The sequence below is a fragment of the Extibacter muris genome, from assembly GCF_004345005.1.
GTDB lineage: Bacteria > Bacillota > Clostridia > Lachnospirales > Lachnospiraceae > Extibacter > Extibacter muris.
This window is the reverse complement of sequence record NZ_SMMX01000008.1, coordinates 143,060-158,344: the sequence shown is the minus strand read 5'-3', so window position 1 is coordinate 158,344 and position 15,285 is coordinate 143,060. Positions and strand designations below refer to the sequence as shown.

At 50.7% G+C, this 15,285-nt stretch carries 14 protein-coding genes and 2 pseudogenes; 1 reads left to right on the top strand and 15 read right to left on the bottom strand.

Features of this window, described 5'->3' with window-relative positions; translation table 11 throughout:
• Window positions 1–96: 96 nt before the first annotated feature.
• The 7 genes and pseudogenes from E1963_RS22020 to hcp all read right to left on the bottom strand — a co-directional run.
• Window positions 97–684 (bottom strand): ABC transporter permease, encoded by a 588-nt coding sequence (locus tag E1963_RS22020; RefSeq protein ID WP_330570806.1) that lies wholly within the window; start codon window positions 682–684, stop codon window positions 97–99.
• Window positions 681–1,820 (bottom strand): ABC transporter permease, encoded by a 1,140-nt coding sequence (locus tag E1963_RS22015; protein WP_330570805.1) that lies wholly within the window; start codon window positions 1,818–1,820, stop codon window positions 681–683. Before E1963_RS22015 ends, E1963_RS22020 begins: the two co-directional genes overlap by 4 nt.
• Window positions 1,811–2,002, bottom strand: coding sequence for a hypothetical protein (locus E1963_RS22010; RefSeq protein ID WP_330570804.1), 192 nt, complete (start codon window positions 2,000–2,002; stop codon window positions 1,811–1,813). Before E1963_RS22010 ends, E1963_RS22015 begins: the two co-directional genes overlap by 10 nt.
• Complete coding sequence (locus tag E1963_RS11350; RefSeq protein WP_132278032.1) at window positions 1,999–2,685, bottom strand: ABC transporter ATP-binding protein; 687 nt, start codon at window positions 2,683–2,685, stop codon at window positions 1,999–2,001. Before E1963_RS11350 ends, E1963_RS22010 begins: the two co-directional genes overlap by 4 nt.
• Before the next feature lie 120 nt (window positions 2,686–2,805).
• On the bottom strand, window positions 2,806–3,690 hold the full coding sequence (locus E1963_RS11345; RefSeq protein WP_132278030.1) for a sensor histidine kinase: 885 nt from the start codon (window positions 3,688–3,690) through the stop codon (window positions 2,806–2,808).
• A gap of 21 nt (window positions 3,691–3,711) precedes the next feature.
• A pseudogene (locus E1963_RS22715) lies at window positions 3,712–4,396 on the bottom strand (response regulator transcription factor).
• A 93-nt stretch (window positions 4,397–4,489) separates the two neighbouring features.
• Window positions 4,490–5,392, bottom strand: a pseudogene (gene hcp / locus E1963_RS11335) (hydroxylamine reductase); the annotation flags it as partial.
• A 4-nt stretch (window positions 5,393–5,396) separates the two neighbouring features.
• Here hcp and E1963_RS20155 point away from each other — a divergent pair.
• Entirely contained in the window at window positions 5,397–5,723 is a 327-nt protein-coding gene (locus E1963_RS20155; RefSeq protein WP_243117693.1) for a Crp/Fnr family transcriptional regulator, read from the top strand.
• A gap of 116 nt (window positions 5,724–5,839) precedes the next feature.
• Here the strand turns inward: E1963_RS20155 and E1963_RS20670 are convergent, their stop codons facing one another.
• From E1963_RS20670 to E1963_RS11305, 8 genes are read right to left on the bottom strand one after another with little or no spacing between them, the layout of a single operon-like run.
• Window positions 5,840–6,616, bottom strand: coding sequence for an ATP-binding protein (locus tag E1963_RS20670; protein WP_243117697.1), 777 nt, complete (start codon window positions 6,614–6,616; stop codon window positions 5,840–5,842).
• Complete coding sequence (locus tag E1963_RS20665) at window positions 6,588–7,844, bottom strand: sensor histidine kinase (RefSeq protein ID WP_243117692.1); 1,257 nt, start codon at window positions 7,842–7,844, stop codon at window positions 6,588–6,590. The genes E1963_RS20670 and E1963_RS20665 overlap by 29 nt, the downstream gene beginning before the upstream one ends.
• A complete protein-coding gene (locus E1963_RS20660) occupies window positions 7,841–9,133 on the bottom strand; it encodes a PAS domain-containing protein (RefSeq protein ID WP_243117691.1) in 1,293 nt (430 codons plus the stop codon). Before E1963_RS20660 ends, E1963_RS20665 begins: the two co-directional genes overlap by 4 nt.
• 9 nt (window positions 9,134–9,142) lie before the next feature.
• Complete coding sequence (locus tag E1963_RS20655; protein ID WP_243117690.1) at window positions 9,143–9,631, bottom strand: PAS domain-containing protein; 489 nt, start codon at window positions 9,629–9,631, stop codon at window positions 9,143–9,145.
• A gap of 33 nt (window positions 9,632–9,664) precedes the next feature.
• Window positions 9,665–10,708 carry a galactose ABC transporter substrate-binding protein gene (locus E1963_RS11320; RefSeq protein WP_132278028.1) on the bottom strand — a complete coding sequence of 348 codons (1,044 nt, stop codon included), beginning with the start codon at window positions 10,706–10,708 and terminating at the stop codon, window positions 9,665–9,667.
• A 22-nt stretch (window positions 10,709–10,730) separates the two neighbouring features.
• Window positions 10,731–11,705, bottom strand: coding sequence for a sugar ABC transporter substrate-binding protein (locus E1963_RS11315; RefSeq protein WP_132278026.1), 975 nt, complete (start codon window positions 11,703–11,705; stop codon window positions 10,731–10,733).
• Complete coding sequence (locus E1963_RS11310; RefSeq protein ID WP_132278024.1) at window positions 11,695–13,551, bottom strand: cache domain-containing sensor histidine kinase; 1,857 nt, start codon at window positions 13,549–13,551, stop codon at window positions 11,695–11,697. The genes E1963_RS11315 and E1963_RS11310 overlap by 11 nt, the downstream gene beginning before the upstream one ends.
• Window positions 13,548–15,152, bottom strand: a complete 1,605-nt coding sequence (locus E1963_RS11305) for a response regulator (RefSeq protein WP_132278022.1) — start codon at window positions 15,150–15,152, stop codon at window positions 13,548–13,550. The genes E1963_RS11310 and E1963_RS11305 overlap by 4 nt, the downstream gene beginning before the upstream one ends.
• Between the last annotated feature and the right edge of the window lie 133 nt (window positions 15,153–15,285).

Below are 15,285 nucleotides of genomic sequence, written 5' to 3'. Positions count from 1 at the left end.
AGCCTTCTGCACTACGGGCGTCCCTGACCCTTTCATCAAGCGTTTCTCTGCTTTTTCTTCATGTCCATCCATCCCTTTCCGGCTGTCTGTACAAATTCAGATCATATCATCCCGAAGTGCATCAATAATGTTCTCTTTCTTTATCTTGCTGACAACGTACAGCATTGTAATGAATATGACCAGGAACACGCCCAATATGCTGACTCCGATGCTGGACCACGGAAATACATACCTGACCTGCCCGCCGCCGGCGTCTATCCCTACATAGATAAGCCATGACAGAATCCCGGCAGCAGGAAGACCGATCAGCATGGTCCGATATCCATAGAGCGCACACTCGAAGCGTATCATCTTATTGAAATCCCGCTCGGCCATGCCCACGGAACGCAGCATGGCAAGCTCCCGTCTACGCAGCTTGATGTTGGTAGAGATAGTGTTGAATACATTCGCGACTGCAATCAGCGTCATCATAATGACAAAGATAGCAGTAAACAGATTGACGATAAACAAAATATTCCGGCTCTCCTCAAGCAACTGATGGACATTATATAAAGTATACCCGGAGGTGACGCATGTCCCGTCGATTATCGTCTTCATCTGCTCCACAGACTTCCCCGGATTATCTGACCAGAATGTCAGGCCCAGCTTCTCAGGGGCGCCCAGCATATCAAACTGGGACTTCATGCTGTAAGGGACGACCGCCCTGAAAGTGTATCCCTTCGCTTCAGACGGCTCCACCGGCGGAGGATCCAGCGGATACGTATCTGCAAATGTCGCGTGGATCGTCTTAGACTGTCCGCCGGATGGCCGAGGCTATCAATGAATTCTTTGTAGATGCCATCTTCAATGAACTGGACATCCATCTTAAGATCTGCTGTCTCACCTGTCCCATCCATGCCGGCAGTCTCCTGGCAGCTGTCCCAGAATTCCCTGGTAAGGCTGCTTTTGTCCACCTCGCAGGAATAAGTAGCGAGCGCCTGATAGTTGCTTTTGGTGATTCCATCCGCTCTCTCCAGATCGTCATAGAGCCGGAGCACGTCATTTTCTTTCATATCCTTTGTATAGAATAAAATATCACCGTCGATTTCCACAGACGACCGTTCTCCCATCTGGCCCAGATAGGTCCGGAAAGCACCTGCAGACACGAACAGCACGACGCTTAACGTAAGTGACAGGACGATGCTTCTGTAACGCCGCTTATTTCTCTTAAAGTTCTTTATCTTCAAAATAGTAGCCAGGCTGATAACTGCTGCAGCTACAAGGGCTGGAACCGATACCTTCAACGTCAGCTGTACGTTGTCATACAGAATGTTTGTGAAGTTCTTAGATACCAGCGAAAGAACAAGCCAGATGCTTGGAATGCCAATGAGCATGCCAAGCGGAATACCGACAGCACCGATGCAGAGCCCCTCAAACAGGACAGAATTACGCAGCTGCTTTTCCGTGGCTCCTGCGGACATAAGAATACCGAACTGGTGCGTCCGTTCGTTTAACGATATATGGAACGAATTATAGATCAGGAACACGGAACCGAGCATCACGAGTGCTACCAGTATGCCCCCGGCCGCATAGAGCAGCGCATTAAACAGCTTATCATCCGAAAAACCCATGAAACGCAGTACATCATCGTTCAGGAAATAATCATGTCCTTCTGCAACCTCTTCTGCATATGCATGGACCTCTGCCGGGTTCTTCAGCGTGACAAAGGTACTGAAGCCGTGCGACGAAGCTGCTGCATCTGCCTTTGTTATCAGCGTATAGCCGGGAGCTGCAATCTCTTCAAAAGCGGGCCTCTGGCAGATGCCTGTAATCAGAGACACGGGCAGTGTGTCAAAGGTTTTGCTATTGCCCCGTTAATGACATAGTTCTGCAGCGATACGGCAAATGTGGCAACCGCCGTAATCATAGCCGCGGACAGCGCTACCCCGATGATTGTGACGAAGGTCCGTGTGCGGCCTTTCTTCAGCCCCTGGTACGCAACTTTATGAAAGATGTTCATCATCTCGACACCTGCCTCTCGTCCCGCACTATTCTCCCATCTGCGATGGCGATGATGCGGTCCGCCTGCAAGGCGATGTTCTCGTCATGGGTGACGAGAATCAAAGTCTGCCCATACTTCTGGTTGCTTTCTTTCAGCAGACGGATGATTTCCTGTCCGTTACGGCTGTCCAAGCTTCCTGTCGGTTCATCGGCCAGGCAGACCTGGGGCGCGTTCATCAGGGCACGGCCGATGGCGACGCGCTGCTGCTGGCCGCCGGAAAGCTGGTTGGGCAGATGGGCTTTCCTTCCTTGCAGGCCGAGCAGTTCCAGCAGATCGTCCAGCCGTTCCCTGTTCACTTTCCGCTTATCCATCAGAATCGGCAGCGTAATATTCTCCACCACGTTCAACGTAGGGATGAGATTGTGGAACTGATAGATGAGACCGACCTGCCGCCTGCGGAAAACAGCCAGATTCTCATTGCTCTGTGCATATACATCCTGCCCGTTCAGATACACCTTTCCTCCCGTCGGCACATCCACGCCGGCAATGGCATGAAGCAGTGTGGACTTGCCAGAACCTGAGGAACCGATGATTGCGGTAAACTCCCCTTTTCCTATAGTAAGCGATACATGGTCCAATGCAGTGACCTGGCTATCACCTTTGCCGTATACCTTGCACAGATCTGCAACTTTTAAAAACTCCATTATGTGAGCCTCCTTCTATAAATCTGTCCAATCCCCGCCTGTGGATCCGGCCGGTCCTGAACTTACTCATATAATAGAACAGTACCCTTACATCTTCGTGACTTTTTGGTGACTGATTCGTCACTTAGGGAATCGGATCGTAAATAAGGCCACGCCCTGGGGATGGCTTCTTGCGGTTACCGTCCCACCCTGACGGGTGATAATCGTCTTGCACAGGGCCAGCCCGATTCCATATCCTGACGCATCAGAATTCTTTCCGCGGTAAAACCTGTCAAAGAGATGGGGCAAGTCTTCTTTCTCAATGCCCTTGCCACTGTCACGGAGAGTAATCTCCATATAGAGAGGGGTATCGGAACAGCCGATCTCTATCCTGCCGTTATCGCCCGCACCTTCAATACAGTTTTTCAGAATGTTCTGCACAGCTTCCGAAAGCCACCCCGAATCGCCTGACACCACCGTTCCTGCCGGCACGTCCGTCCGCACCTGTATATCGTGCAGTTCCATTGATATCAGGAACGGGCGCAGCGAAGCATCTATGAGGCTTTCCACGTCAACCGGCCCAATCCGGAACACTACGATGCCTGCGTCCAGACGGGACAGCTTGAGCAGGGAAGCGATGAGCCATTCCATCTGGATAAACAGTTCCTCCGTCTCCCGGAGCAGCGCTTTCCGTTCCTGTTCTACCGGGTTATTCTTCAGCAGAGACAGGATGAGATTTGCGGAAGTAAGCGGCGTACGGAGCTGGTGCGCGATATCGGCAAGAGATTCCGCCAGGTGGCTCTTCTCTTTTTTCAGGGCCTCGTTCTGTTCCCTGATACGCAGCGTCATTTTGGTGATTTCACTTTGCAGGATGGAAAGCTCGCCTTCTTCTGATTCACTGATATACAGATAATCTGCATTATGGAGCACGAGGTCGATCTGGTCGGAAATCTGTGCGATGCTTTTGTATCGGGCCCTTGTAAATGTAAAAAATACGGCACCAAAGGCGGCGGAAACAAGGGCCATGATTCCGGCCGTCGGATCTCTCTATTGCGAAACATAGCTGCCTCCCAGCCTGTAGCCTATGCCCCAGACAGTCAGGATAATATGCGGATCTGCAGGGTTGTCCTCAATCTTTTCCCGCAGCCGCTTGATATAGACGGTCAGTGTATTATTATTGACAAATTCGCCTGCAACATCCCATAATTCATCCAACAGTCTGTCCCTCGTGACAATACTCTCAGGATTGTTGATAAAGACAAGGAGCAGGCGGTATTCCAAAGCGGACAGGAAAACCTCTTTGCCGTCTTTTTATACGATTCCGCCCGCCGTATCTACAGAAAGCCCGCATATTTCAAACGCAGACGGGGCCGCCCTGATTTGCGCAGGGCAGCTTCTATCCGGGCAACCAGTTCACGCGGCCTGAAAGGCTTGGTGATGTAATCGTCCGCGCCCATGTTAAGTCCGGTCACAACACTCGCCTCATCGCCGGACGCCGTCAGAAAGATGTCCGGTATATCTTGCGCCTGCCTGATTTCGGTGCAGACCGCAAAGCCATTGCCGTCAGGCAGGGATATGTCCACCAGGGCCAGATCGAATCTGCCCTCCGCAATCATACCGGCGCTTCTCTCTGTGTAGAGGCATGGCTGACCAGGAAGCCTTCTGAGCGCAGCAGCCGGGCAAGATTTTTCACGATTTCTCTATCGTCCTCGACAAAAAATATCTTTTTCATATATTATTATCTCCTTTGAAACGTTAAACACTATTATATCCCAACAGTATCGATAAGACAATGTTATCCGCTTCCAGAAGCAGAAGGTAATATCTAGCCGAGTATCTTTTTCAGATCCAGCTCCGGCGTGCTTATCGGAGAGATATTGTAGTTGTCCACGAGATGACCTAACACGTTGTCGGAAAGGAAGGCAGGCAAGGTCGGTCCCAGGTAGATATTCTTAATCCCAAGATGCAGCAGCGTAAGAAGGATGCATACTGCTTTCTGCTCATACCACGATAGTACCATGGACAGCGGCAGTTCGTTAATTCCACAACCGAACGCGTCTGCCAGAGCAGCCGCCACTTTTATGGCACCGTAGGCGTCATTGCACTGGCCCATATCCATTATCCTTGGGAGGCCTCCTATAGTTCCCAGATCCAAATCATTAAAACGGTATTTTCCACAGGCCAGGGTAAGGATTATGGAGTCCTCAGGAGTCTGCTTCACAAATTCCGTATAGTAGTTCCTGCCCGTGCGTGCGCCATCGTATCCCCCGACCAGGAAGAAATGACTGATTGCGCCACTCTTCACCGCATCGACCACTTTGTCTGCCATTCCTAATACCTCGCCATGTCCAAAGCCCGTCATCAGTTCAGTCCCTCCGTTGATTCCTGTCATCTCGACATCCGCGGCATACCCGCCGAGCGCCAGCGCCTTTTCTATCACCGGAGTAAAATCTTTATCTTCCCCTATGTGCACCATCTCAGGATATGACACGACCTCTGTCGTAAAGACGCGGTCTGCATAGCTTTCTTTTACAGGCATGAGGCAGTTCGTCGTAAAAAGGACAGCTCCCGGTATGTGGTCGAATTCCTTCTGCTGGTTCTGCCATGCGGTGCCAAAATTGCCCTTTAGCTGCGGATACTTCTTTAGTTCGGGATAAGCGTGGGCCGGGAGCATCTCGCCGTGCGTGTAGACATGTATCCCTTTATCCACTGTCTGCTCGAGCAGAAGGATATTGACGGTCTGTACTACAGCCTGCACCTTCCACACGAGGCTCATACAGAACCTGCTGGCAGCTATCTCTGCGAAAAATGTAGCGCTCACGAAAAAGATGGAACACCTGACGAGACGCACGATACGGGAACGGCTGCTCTCCTATCTGTCTACGGAATCGCTGAAATACGACTGCTCCACCTTCGAGATTCCTTTCAACCGACAGCAGCTGGCGGATTATCTGTCCGTAGACCGGAGCGCCCTGTCCAACGAGATAGGCAAACTGCAGTCGGAAGGTATCATCGTATGTAAGAAGAATAATTTCACGATGAACAAAATGAACGTATAAGCAGATTAAAAGGAACTGCCATCAGCGACTCTGCCGCAAAGTTATGAGGACAAGGATTAGCCGGAGCCTCGGACGCACCGAAGCATCCTCCAGCCGGCTTCGCCCCGGCGTCCACTTCACTTAACCCCCACTGCTTCTTTTAGCGTCCTCCTCAGCACATCCACATCCACCGGTTTTGCCACATGGGCATTCATACCGGCATCTGCGGCCGCTTTTACATCCTCTGCAAACGCATTGGCAGTCATAGCAATTATCGGGATTCCGGCTGCATCTTCACGTTCCATGCGACGGATGGCACGTGTAGCCTCATAACCATTCATCTCAGGCATCTGTATGTCCATGAGGATTGCATCGTATGTATCCGGTCCGGCGTCCCGGAATGCCCGAACCACCTGCCGCCCGTCCTCTTTGACGACTGTTTCCGCACCGTACATCGCCAGCAGCTCACACAGTATCTCTGCATTGATCTCATTGTCTTCCGCGACGAGAAAATGCATCCCTACAAATATGCGGGCATCTGCTTCACCTGCTTCGGACACCTTTCTGTCTGCTCCTACAGCATCGGAATCCATATCAGCATGCTGGAATTCCAGTTCCACCTGGAAACGGCTCCCTTTGCCCGGTGGGCTGTCCACACAGATCTCTCCCCCCATGAGGTCCACGAGTCCTTTCGTGATGCTCAGTCCCAGCCCTGTTCCCTCGATGCGCTCCGTGCCGTCGCTCCGGGCGAACGGGTCGAATATGTGCATGAGAAATTCCTCGGACATCCCGACTCCTGTATCGCTCACGGTAAACCTGTAACGCAGCGCGTCCGGACACATCACGGGCGGAACCTCTTCTACAAGAAACTCCACGCTTCCGCCCTTACGCGTATATTTTACCGCATTGCTCAGTATGTTGATGAGAATCTGGTTGATACGCAGAGCGTCGCCGCAAAAATAGCTGTTCCGTACGTTCCCGGCCTCTATCTAGAACCGGAGGCCGGCTTCCCTTGCCTGGGGGGGCGATGATGGCCGAAAGCCTCTCCAGCATCTCCGGAAGAAATATCGCCATACTGTTCATGGTAATCTGCGCACTTTCAATCTTGCTCATATCCAGAATATCATTTATCAGGCTCAAAAGATGTCCGGAGGATATGGAAATCTTATCAAGACAGTCTGCCACGCGGCTCTGTTCTCCGAGATGGGCTTTTGCCAGCATCGTCATCCCCATGATGGCGTTCATCGGCGTCCGTATGTCATGGCTCATAGCAGACAGGAAGTCGCTCTTAGCCCGGTTCGCCTCTTCGGCAAGTACGAGGGCGTTCTCCAGCGCCTTCTTATTCCTCCTCTCAGCAGCCAGCATATCTGTCACATCTGCCCGCACGAGGCAGATTGTACTGTGGTTGATATCCCCCCACATGACATTGATCTGCTTATACCGCTCTTCGCCTTCCCGTACGTATGGAAATAAAAAGTCGTATCCATTCTGTTCTTCCTCCAGCTTTCTCTTCATCGTTTCCGTCCGAAAGCTGTGATATATTCCCCCCCTGTTCTCTTCCGTTCCATAATCCTTTACAAAATTGCGGATCCCTGCATCGTAATCTTCGATAAAGTAAGGCTGCAGATTATTAAGTACCGTATCTCTCGTGTACATCGTAAAGCTTCCGGAACTGATATCGATAAATCCGGCAAGCTCAAACGTATACGCGATGACACGCAGCAGCGCCTGCTGTTCCCGGACCGGCTCAATAATATCTGTCCTGGAAAGGGATACCCTGCCAATCCGCAGATCGGCGGCAGACACGGTCAGGTTCTTCGTGCGGATATCACCCTTCTTTTCAATCACAGAATAGGCAATTGTATAAGATTGCCTGCTTTCAAGCCTTCTCCGTATATTTGCAGCATCCAGATTCTTTCGGAACCGTTCCCGGTCTTTCGGAACCACCCTCGTGTCAAGCATCTCATCCACCCATTCAGAATGGCATCCTTTTTCCGGAGGCATGCCGCTTCCATTTTCACCATATGACAGAATGGAATAAGTATCCTCGTCCAGATCTATATCTGCGATAAAGTCATAACCGGAAGACGAAAGCTGGTACATGATACGGTCCGCAACCGTCTGGCGGGTACTGTCCGTCACTGCGAGTACGCCTCCAGCGAAGGCTTGTTCAGATACCTTTCATAAAACTGCCGCCGTTCCTTCTCATCTACGATGAACCCGCCGATTCCGGTGAAGAACTCATCCCTCACGGTACCAAACGTATCGAGCAGGCCTGAGCCTGTATAATCGCTGATTTCCAGAATTCTGTTCTGCGTCACATTGCAGTGGCCGAGTACGAGCGTATCCGCTCCGTGCGTATGATAATGCTGCATGAGCATATCCTGATACTGCCGGCGCAGCTTCTCCTGTTCCTCACGTTCTTTCGTCATGTCCTGGTACATGGCATAGACACGCCTTTCTCCCCCTTCATTCTCTATGAGGGACAGATTGTTCTTCACCCAGACATAGCCGTCGCTTCCTTTCTTCAGACGATATATGATCTTCCAGCTGCGGGCTTCGCTGGCAATATATTCATTCATCTGTTCCGTCACATGTTCCCTGTCGTCAGGATGGACCCCTGCCATGGCGTCCTCCTTATACAGCCGCCACGCCTCATCCGGCGTCATCTCAGTAATCGCCGCAAAGCCGTCGGATAAGAATTCCGGCGTCATACTGCCGTCTTTCTCATAGTGGACAACGGCAACGCCTCCGGGAAGATTGCTGAGGATCGTCTGGAAATATTGTTCCAGCCGTTCTTTCTCTTTCCGGGTCGTAACCTCCTGCGTGATATCACTGATAAATTTGACATATGCCGGTATCCCGTTCCAGACCGTCTCCCGGAAACGTGTGCTGTAGTAACGCCCGGTACCCGGAACCGCCATCTCATGTTCCCCACCGTCCGGTTCATGGCATCCAAGCGTACAGAACCCGCTCACCTCATCCCTGTGGTGAAGCGCTTTGTAACATTTCTCACCAAGGCAGTCCCTGCCGCCGGCGAAGAGATCTTTCGATTCATTGACATAGAGCAGCTCGTAATTCTCTTTTGCGATGACATAGATGCCGTCTGCCGTCTCATTGACCATTTCCTGAAATATACGGGTCTCTGCGGACATACCCGTAAATACGGCGTAAAACCGTATAACATCTGCCTGCGGACCCATCCGCCTGCCATTGAGATGAACCCATATGAGATTCCCGTTCTTATGCCGCGTTCGATAGGACACATCAAGGACTTCGCCGCTTAACAGGGCCTCTGCGGCAGCTTTCATCACCCGCTCCCTGTCCTGCTCGTATATGATGTTCAGTGCATTCCCACGGATAATCTCTTCGTACTCCTTTCGGGTATGGCCCGACAGTTCCGTCACGCCATCGGAATAGAAGGTTGGCACAAACCGGTTCTACACTACCTGGTAGCTGGCGATGCCGCCCGGAATCGAATGGATGATATGCCTCATCTCCAGCTGCGCTTCCTTGATCTCTGAGATATTGTGGAATACACAGTGGAGCAGAGGATATCCATCTTCCTCTCCCATCCATTTGACCTGTGCCCTGCCCCATACGATGTGCCCGTCCTTGTGCAGCTTGCGGAATTCAATGCTGGCAATCCCGCGTGAGCCTATGACCTCCCGTGCCTTTGACACTACCATCTCCGTGTCTTCCCGATAGGTCATCTCGGCGGCGTCACCTTTGACGAGCTCTTTGTATTCCTCCACTGAATAGCCAGACAATGCCGGCACCCCATCAGAGAAATACACCGTTTCAAATCTGTCCGAAACTTTATAGATTGCCACACCGCCGGGAATTGCGTTAATGATGTCCTGCATCTTTTCATTGGACGCCTTCAGCTCTTCTTCTGGCTGCCTGAAACGCTCTTCCTCTTTCTGCATCTGTTCCGCCCTCCTCTAACTTTCCGCACTATTTTAACGAGTATTATTCTCAAGATACTCTTCCACGTTATCTATCGTCACTTTAAAATATGGCAGGTAGCAATATCTTTCATTCGTAAGTCCAATCTCTTCCGGCTCTCCTCCGGTTACAAGCGCCTCCGCCAGCTCTGCCATGGCTTTTGCCTGTCCTTCCTTATCATTATACACCGTCCCGGACAGGCGCCTGCTGGCAACTGCTTCTAATCCCACATCCGTCCCGTCGATTCCGAAGAACACCGGCAGGTTCGTCTCCGTATAGTTCAGCTTCTTATAGGCATCAAGCGCTCCAAGCGCCATGTCGTCATTATTGGCCAGGACAAGTTCAATATCATTCCGATACTGGCTGATCATCTGCTCCATACGGTTCTGCGCCTGTGCCCGGTTCCAGTTGGCAATCTGGTAGCCCTTTTTCTCAAGAACAATGCCATTCTCTCTCAGGCTTTCGACCGCTGTCTCCGTCCTTATGATTGCATCCTGGTGGCCTGGTTCTCCTTCCAGCACCACATATTGGATCTTACCGTCCTTATTGCGGTCGATCCGGCTGTCTGCCTTTATCAGATCGGCAGCCAGCTCGCCCTGCATCTGGCCGGACTGTCTTGCATATGCGCCAACATAGTAGAGCTTGTCCCACTGCATCATATCCTCCGCGACCGGTTCCCTGTTAAAGAATATGATGGGCACGTCATATTCCCTTGCTAGATCGATAATTTCTGAAGGGTCTGCCCTGTCTACCAGATTGACGCACAGAACATTGCAGCCCGCATCGATCAGTTCCTTTACCTGGTCATTCTGGGTTTTCTGTAAGCCGCCCGCGTCCTGGATTATCACCGAAGTCTCGAGGCCGTCCCGCTCGCACTTTTTAAGCTGCTCTTTAAAATCAGTGAGCAGCTCGCACAAAAATGTATCGCTCTGATCATAGTATGTGACTCCGACCTGCACCTTCTCCGCCGTATCCCGCTCCGCCCTGCCGCATGCACACAGCAGCCGGATACTCATGCACAATACAATCCCTGCCGCCAACATTCTTTTCATCTTCATTCATATACCTCTGGTTTTCTTCCTACTGGCTCATGGTAAAGAGAATTTCCTGATTTTCTTTTGAGAACAGTGTGTCGCTACGGATGACCGTATACGAGACCGTGATATCCCGGGATCTTCGGAGACGATTTCCAAGGCTTTCTGCAATCACCGTCAGACTCTGGTACCCTACGTTAAATTCATCCGGCACCACGAGACATTCCACGTATCCTGCATCCAGATAATAAGCAGCTTCTGTAGAATTCCCGATACCATACACAATCGCCCCATGCAGATTATTGGCCGCAGAGCATTCCCCGGCTGTTGTCAGGCTGTTATCATCAAGTGCCACTACAAGATTCGCCTCAGGCTGGTCCTCCAGCAAAACTTCACCGTCTTCCTCAAATGTACGTGCAGCCGTCCACCGGATCTTCGCACCTGTATCTTTGATTCCATCCATGAATCCCTGCTTCCGATTTGCCGAAGCCTCCGAGTCCCCTGACTCCGTTAGAATCCCAATCGTCTTTCCATCTAAGTTCCCATTATAATCTTTGAGCAGTTCCTCTGCCAGCGCTGTACCCATGGCATAATGATCCGGTTCCGTAGTCGGGAGCACAGAGGCGTCCCTTTCCTCAGATGCCGCGTATCCTGCCTGCATGACAGGAACCCTGTTCCTGACCCTTTTTAACATCTCTTGCGTGTCCTGCCCCGGAACGGGCTGGACGATAACTGCGTCGGCCCCGTTCTCGATCTCGCTGTCTATGAGGCCTTTCTGCTCTTCCACCGTCAGCATCGTTTCTGTGTTGACGACCAGCAGTTCAACCTTTTGGTCTGCCGCTGCCATTTTCAGGCCATAGATAAAGGCCGCCCATTGATTGTCACCTGAATTCTGGACGATGACAGAGACCTTATCCATATCTCGCTCTGATTTTTCCGATAGCAGAAAGATTGCCATTGCTAGAACAATCGCCCCCAGAACTGCTTCTATCAGAATAAACACTTTTTTGTCATTCTTCATCGCCATTCTCCCCGTCATTCATTTCTTCCATGCTGAAGATATGACCCTGTTCCAGAACTTTTCTATTATCCTCTGTATACGGAACTGCCGGAAGGCGAATGGATACTGTGGTGCCCTCATCGGGTTCGCTTTCGATGGCAAGGCCATACTCTTTTCCAAAGAGGATCTGGATACGGTTGTTGACATTCACAAGGCCGACTCCGGAACCATGTTTGTGAACCCGCTCACTGTCTGTCAGGACCAGCTCCGCTTCCTCACTGGTCATCCCCATTCCATTGTCTGTCACAGCAAGAATCAGATCGCCGCCCGCCAGCCTGCCGGTCACCGTGATTTCCCCGCAGTCATCCATGCCGCTGACCCCATAGTTGATTGCATTTTCGAGTATCGGCTGCAAGATCAGCTTGACCGTACAATATCCATAGATGGCCGGATCCACATGAAATGATATGGAAAATGTATTCTTGTAACGGATCTTCTGTATGTTCATATAGCTCTGCGCATGCTGCAGCTCATCCTTCACGGTGATTACCGTACTACCCTTGGAGAGGCTGATGCGGAAGAGCTTCGCCAGCTGTGAAAGCATGAATACCGCCTCATTGTTCCGCTCCCCTTCCACCATCCAGACAATCGACTCTAATGTATTATACAGAAAGTGAGGATTGATCTGGCTCTGCAGCGCGTCAAGCTCGCTCTTCCTCCGCTCATTCTGTTCCAGGACAATCTTCTTCATAAGCGTGTCGATCTGCTCATACGAACGCTGTATCGAATGGCCGAGGTGCCGGATTTCAAGCGACCCGCCTATGTAGATTTCCGGTGTTTCCCCTGCTTCATATCCTTTGACCGAATCATCCAGTTTTAAAATAGGGCTGGATATCCTGACAGAAACGACACGGTTGATCACCACCAGCATCATGGCCATCAGGAGCACGAGGATGGCGATAAAATACCGGATACTGATTGTTCCGTGTGTAAACGTGGCATTCGGGATTACGCCCACCAGCTTCCATCCGGTATAGCTGATCGTATTGACCACGACCTTGCGGGACTCCCCTTCAAAGCGCTCATCATAGACGCCGTCCTTGTAGCCCGCGGCTGCCTTGCTGTTTTCATTGTATATCCCGTCGCTGATCTGTATCTGCCGCGGATGGTAGATGATCTGCCCGCTGCTGTCGCACAGATAGTAATATTGTTCTGTATTCAACGTATTGATCTGTTTCATCATACGTGAAATGCTGGAATAATCCATATCTACAAGCAGAACGCCCAGCTGAGAGACTCCATTGCCTGTCAGCTCCACGACACGGCTTAATGATATGACCCAATAATAACGGAAAGTACCGTCATCAAACAGATTCTGGATATGAGGGGTGGAAAAATGTACATTCTCCATCTCATCCATCGCCTGCTTATACCAGTCCTGCCTTGTCACGTCGGGATCTTCCTTCTGTGCCGCGACCGGTTCCGCCATCCGCAGGCTCCCATGGTTATTATAGACTGCAATGCTCCTTAAGTTGTCCCTGTTTGCCTCGTAGAGAAGGTTCATCTTGGTCTGGATATCCTGGTCCTGGCTCGCAAAATCATTTTCTTTTATGACATTATAATAGGCAGCATCTGATATCTGCCTCATGCTGACAAGATAATCCTCCAGATTTTCCCCGGTCTGTTCCATCAGCTTCTGTGTACTTTGCACCGTCTCCTGCCTGGATAAGTTGGAGAATCTGATGTACATGACGATTCCAAGAACCATCATCAGAGAGAGGGAAATCAGGGAAAATGCAATCATGATAGTAGACTGAATCTCTCTCGGCTTTACTTTATTCAAACGCCTGAAATATTTATCTTTCACTTCTTCGTATGCTCCACTCTGTATTTGGACGGGGATACGCCAAACTGTCTTTTAAATACATAACTAAAATAATTCGGATCCGTATAGCCCACATTCTTAGCGATAATGTAATTCTTTTCATCTGTCTCTATCAGCTGTCGGGATGCCTGTTCCATACGATATTCTGTCAGATAACCGATGAACGAATTCCCTGTCTCCTTTTTGAAAATGGTGGAAAAGTAAGAATTTGATACACCCAGGATCTTACAGATGCTGTCCAGCGAAAGCTCTTCATCCGCATAGTTGCTATGGACATGCTCCTTTGCCTTGCTTACGAATGACTGCGTGGAACTGCTCCGGGCACTGATCAGCCTGTCCCTGAAAGAAAGGCTGATCTTAGTGAGCCATGTCCCCATCACATCCGGTTCCAGATCAAGGAGACGGCTGTACAGCTTCCTCATATCGCCAAGGCAGTCTTCCACGTCAAGATTATTATTCGTTGCAAATTTGTATAATCCGCTGACCAGCTCCATAATCGCAATATGGTACTGCTGAAGGGATTTCGCGGAGACGGATAGATGTTCCAGATACGCGGCCGCGGCTGCAGTTATCTCCTGCGCCGGGCTGAGCCTGATTGCCTTAAACAGGTTCGAAAGCTTCCCAGCGTTCATCGGTCCAGATCTGCCGATCTCCCGTGGAGCAACCTCCTTTATATTAATAGCCTTGGGAGCCCCATATATCACCCGGTACGAGACGGCCTCTCTTGCACTGTCATAAGACAGCGGCAGATCCAGGATATCCTCGCAGACCCGTCCGATTCCTACCGTGACGACCGCTCCGATGATACGCTCGGCATACCGGCAGAACCTGTCGCATTCATCCGTCAGCTCTGAGGCCTCTTTTTCGTCTTTCAGCTGTACGATCAGGACCGTATTCCCGAGATAAGAGATGCATTTTGCCTGCCACTTCTTCCTCAGGTACTCCTCCGCCTGCTTCTGGACAGCGGTGGATAACAGCAGGGGGTTCATATGCTCCGGCACGTGGCTCGGCGAGGTATAGATTACAAGACAGCCAAAGAACGGCCCGGAAAAAGCAATCTGGTAATCCGAGAGATATTTCGGAAGCTCTGCTTCTGTGATTCTCCCCTCGATGAGCGTGGAATAGAAGTTCGCCTGTAGAAGGGGCAGGGACTCCAGATAATATTTCTGCAGCGTCTCCACGTTCCGTTTTTCACTGATCTCCTGATTCAGCTTCGTCTTCATCTGTATGAATACATTGGTCAGCTCGACAGAATTCACCGGTTTGAGCACATATTCCTCGACCTCCAGATGCACCGCCTCTTTCGCATATTCAAATTCGTCAAAGCCCGTAAAGAGCAGGATCTTAGTCGCGGGCCACTCTGCCTTGATGTGTTTGCACAGCTCCAGGCCATCCATATAGGGCATCTTGATATCCGTCATAACGACATCCGGCTGGAATTCCTCCACCATCTCAAGAGCCTTCACCCCATTATTGGCATATCCGATTACGGAAAAGCCGAGCCATTCCCAATTTATCTTCTTTATGATTACCTGGATGACTTCTTCCTCGTCATCCACCAAAAGCACCGTATATGTGTTCATCTTTTTCTCCGTATGCGTGTATGTGTGACTCCATTCATTATACCAAACAGACATATAACTGTAAATAGCGGCGGACTCTTAACCCCGGGCTATGCGAAAAGAGCCAGAACGATGTCTGGCTCTTGCGGAAACG

What these genes read in the sequence shown, in the direction of transcription:
- E1963_RS11320 (WP_132278028.1), bottom strand. Translation starts at nt 10,708, where the DNA reads ATGAAGATGAAAAGAATGTTGGCGGCAGGGATTGTATTGTGCATGAGT.
- E1963_RS11345 (WP_132278030.1), bottom strand. Translation starts at nt 3,690, where the DNA reads ATGGCCCTTGTTTCCGCCGCCTTTGGTGCCGTATTTTTTACATTTACA.
- E1963_RS11315 (WP_132278026.1), bottom strand. Translation starts at nt 11,705, where the DNA reads ATGAAGAATGACAAAAAAGTGTTTATTCTGATAGAAGCAGTTCTGGGG.
- E1963_RS11305 (WP_132278022.1), bottom strand. Translation starts at nt 15,152, where the DNA reads ATGAACACATATACGGTGCTTTTGGTGGATGACGAGGAAGAAGTCATC.
- E1963_RS22020 (WP_330570806.1), bottom strand. Translation starts at nt 684, where the DNA reads ATGAAGTCCCAGTTTGATATGCTGGGCGCCCCTGAGAAGCTGGGCCTG.
- E1963_RS11350 (WP_132278032.1), bottom strand. Translation starts at nt 2,685, where the DNA reads ATGGAGTTTTTAAAAGTTGCAGATCTGTGCAAGGTATACGGCAAAGGT.
- E1963_RS22010 (WP_330570804.1), bottom strand. Translation starts at nt 2,002, where the DNA reads ATGATGAACATCTTTCATAAAGTTGCGTACCAGGGGCTGAAGAAAGGC.
- E1963_RS20655 (WP_243117690.1), bottom strand. Translation starts at nt 9,631, where the DNA reads ATGCAGAAAGAGGAAGAGCGTTTCAGGCAGCCAGAAGAAGAGCTGAAG.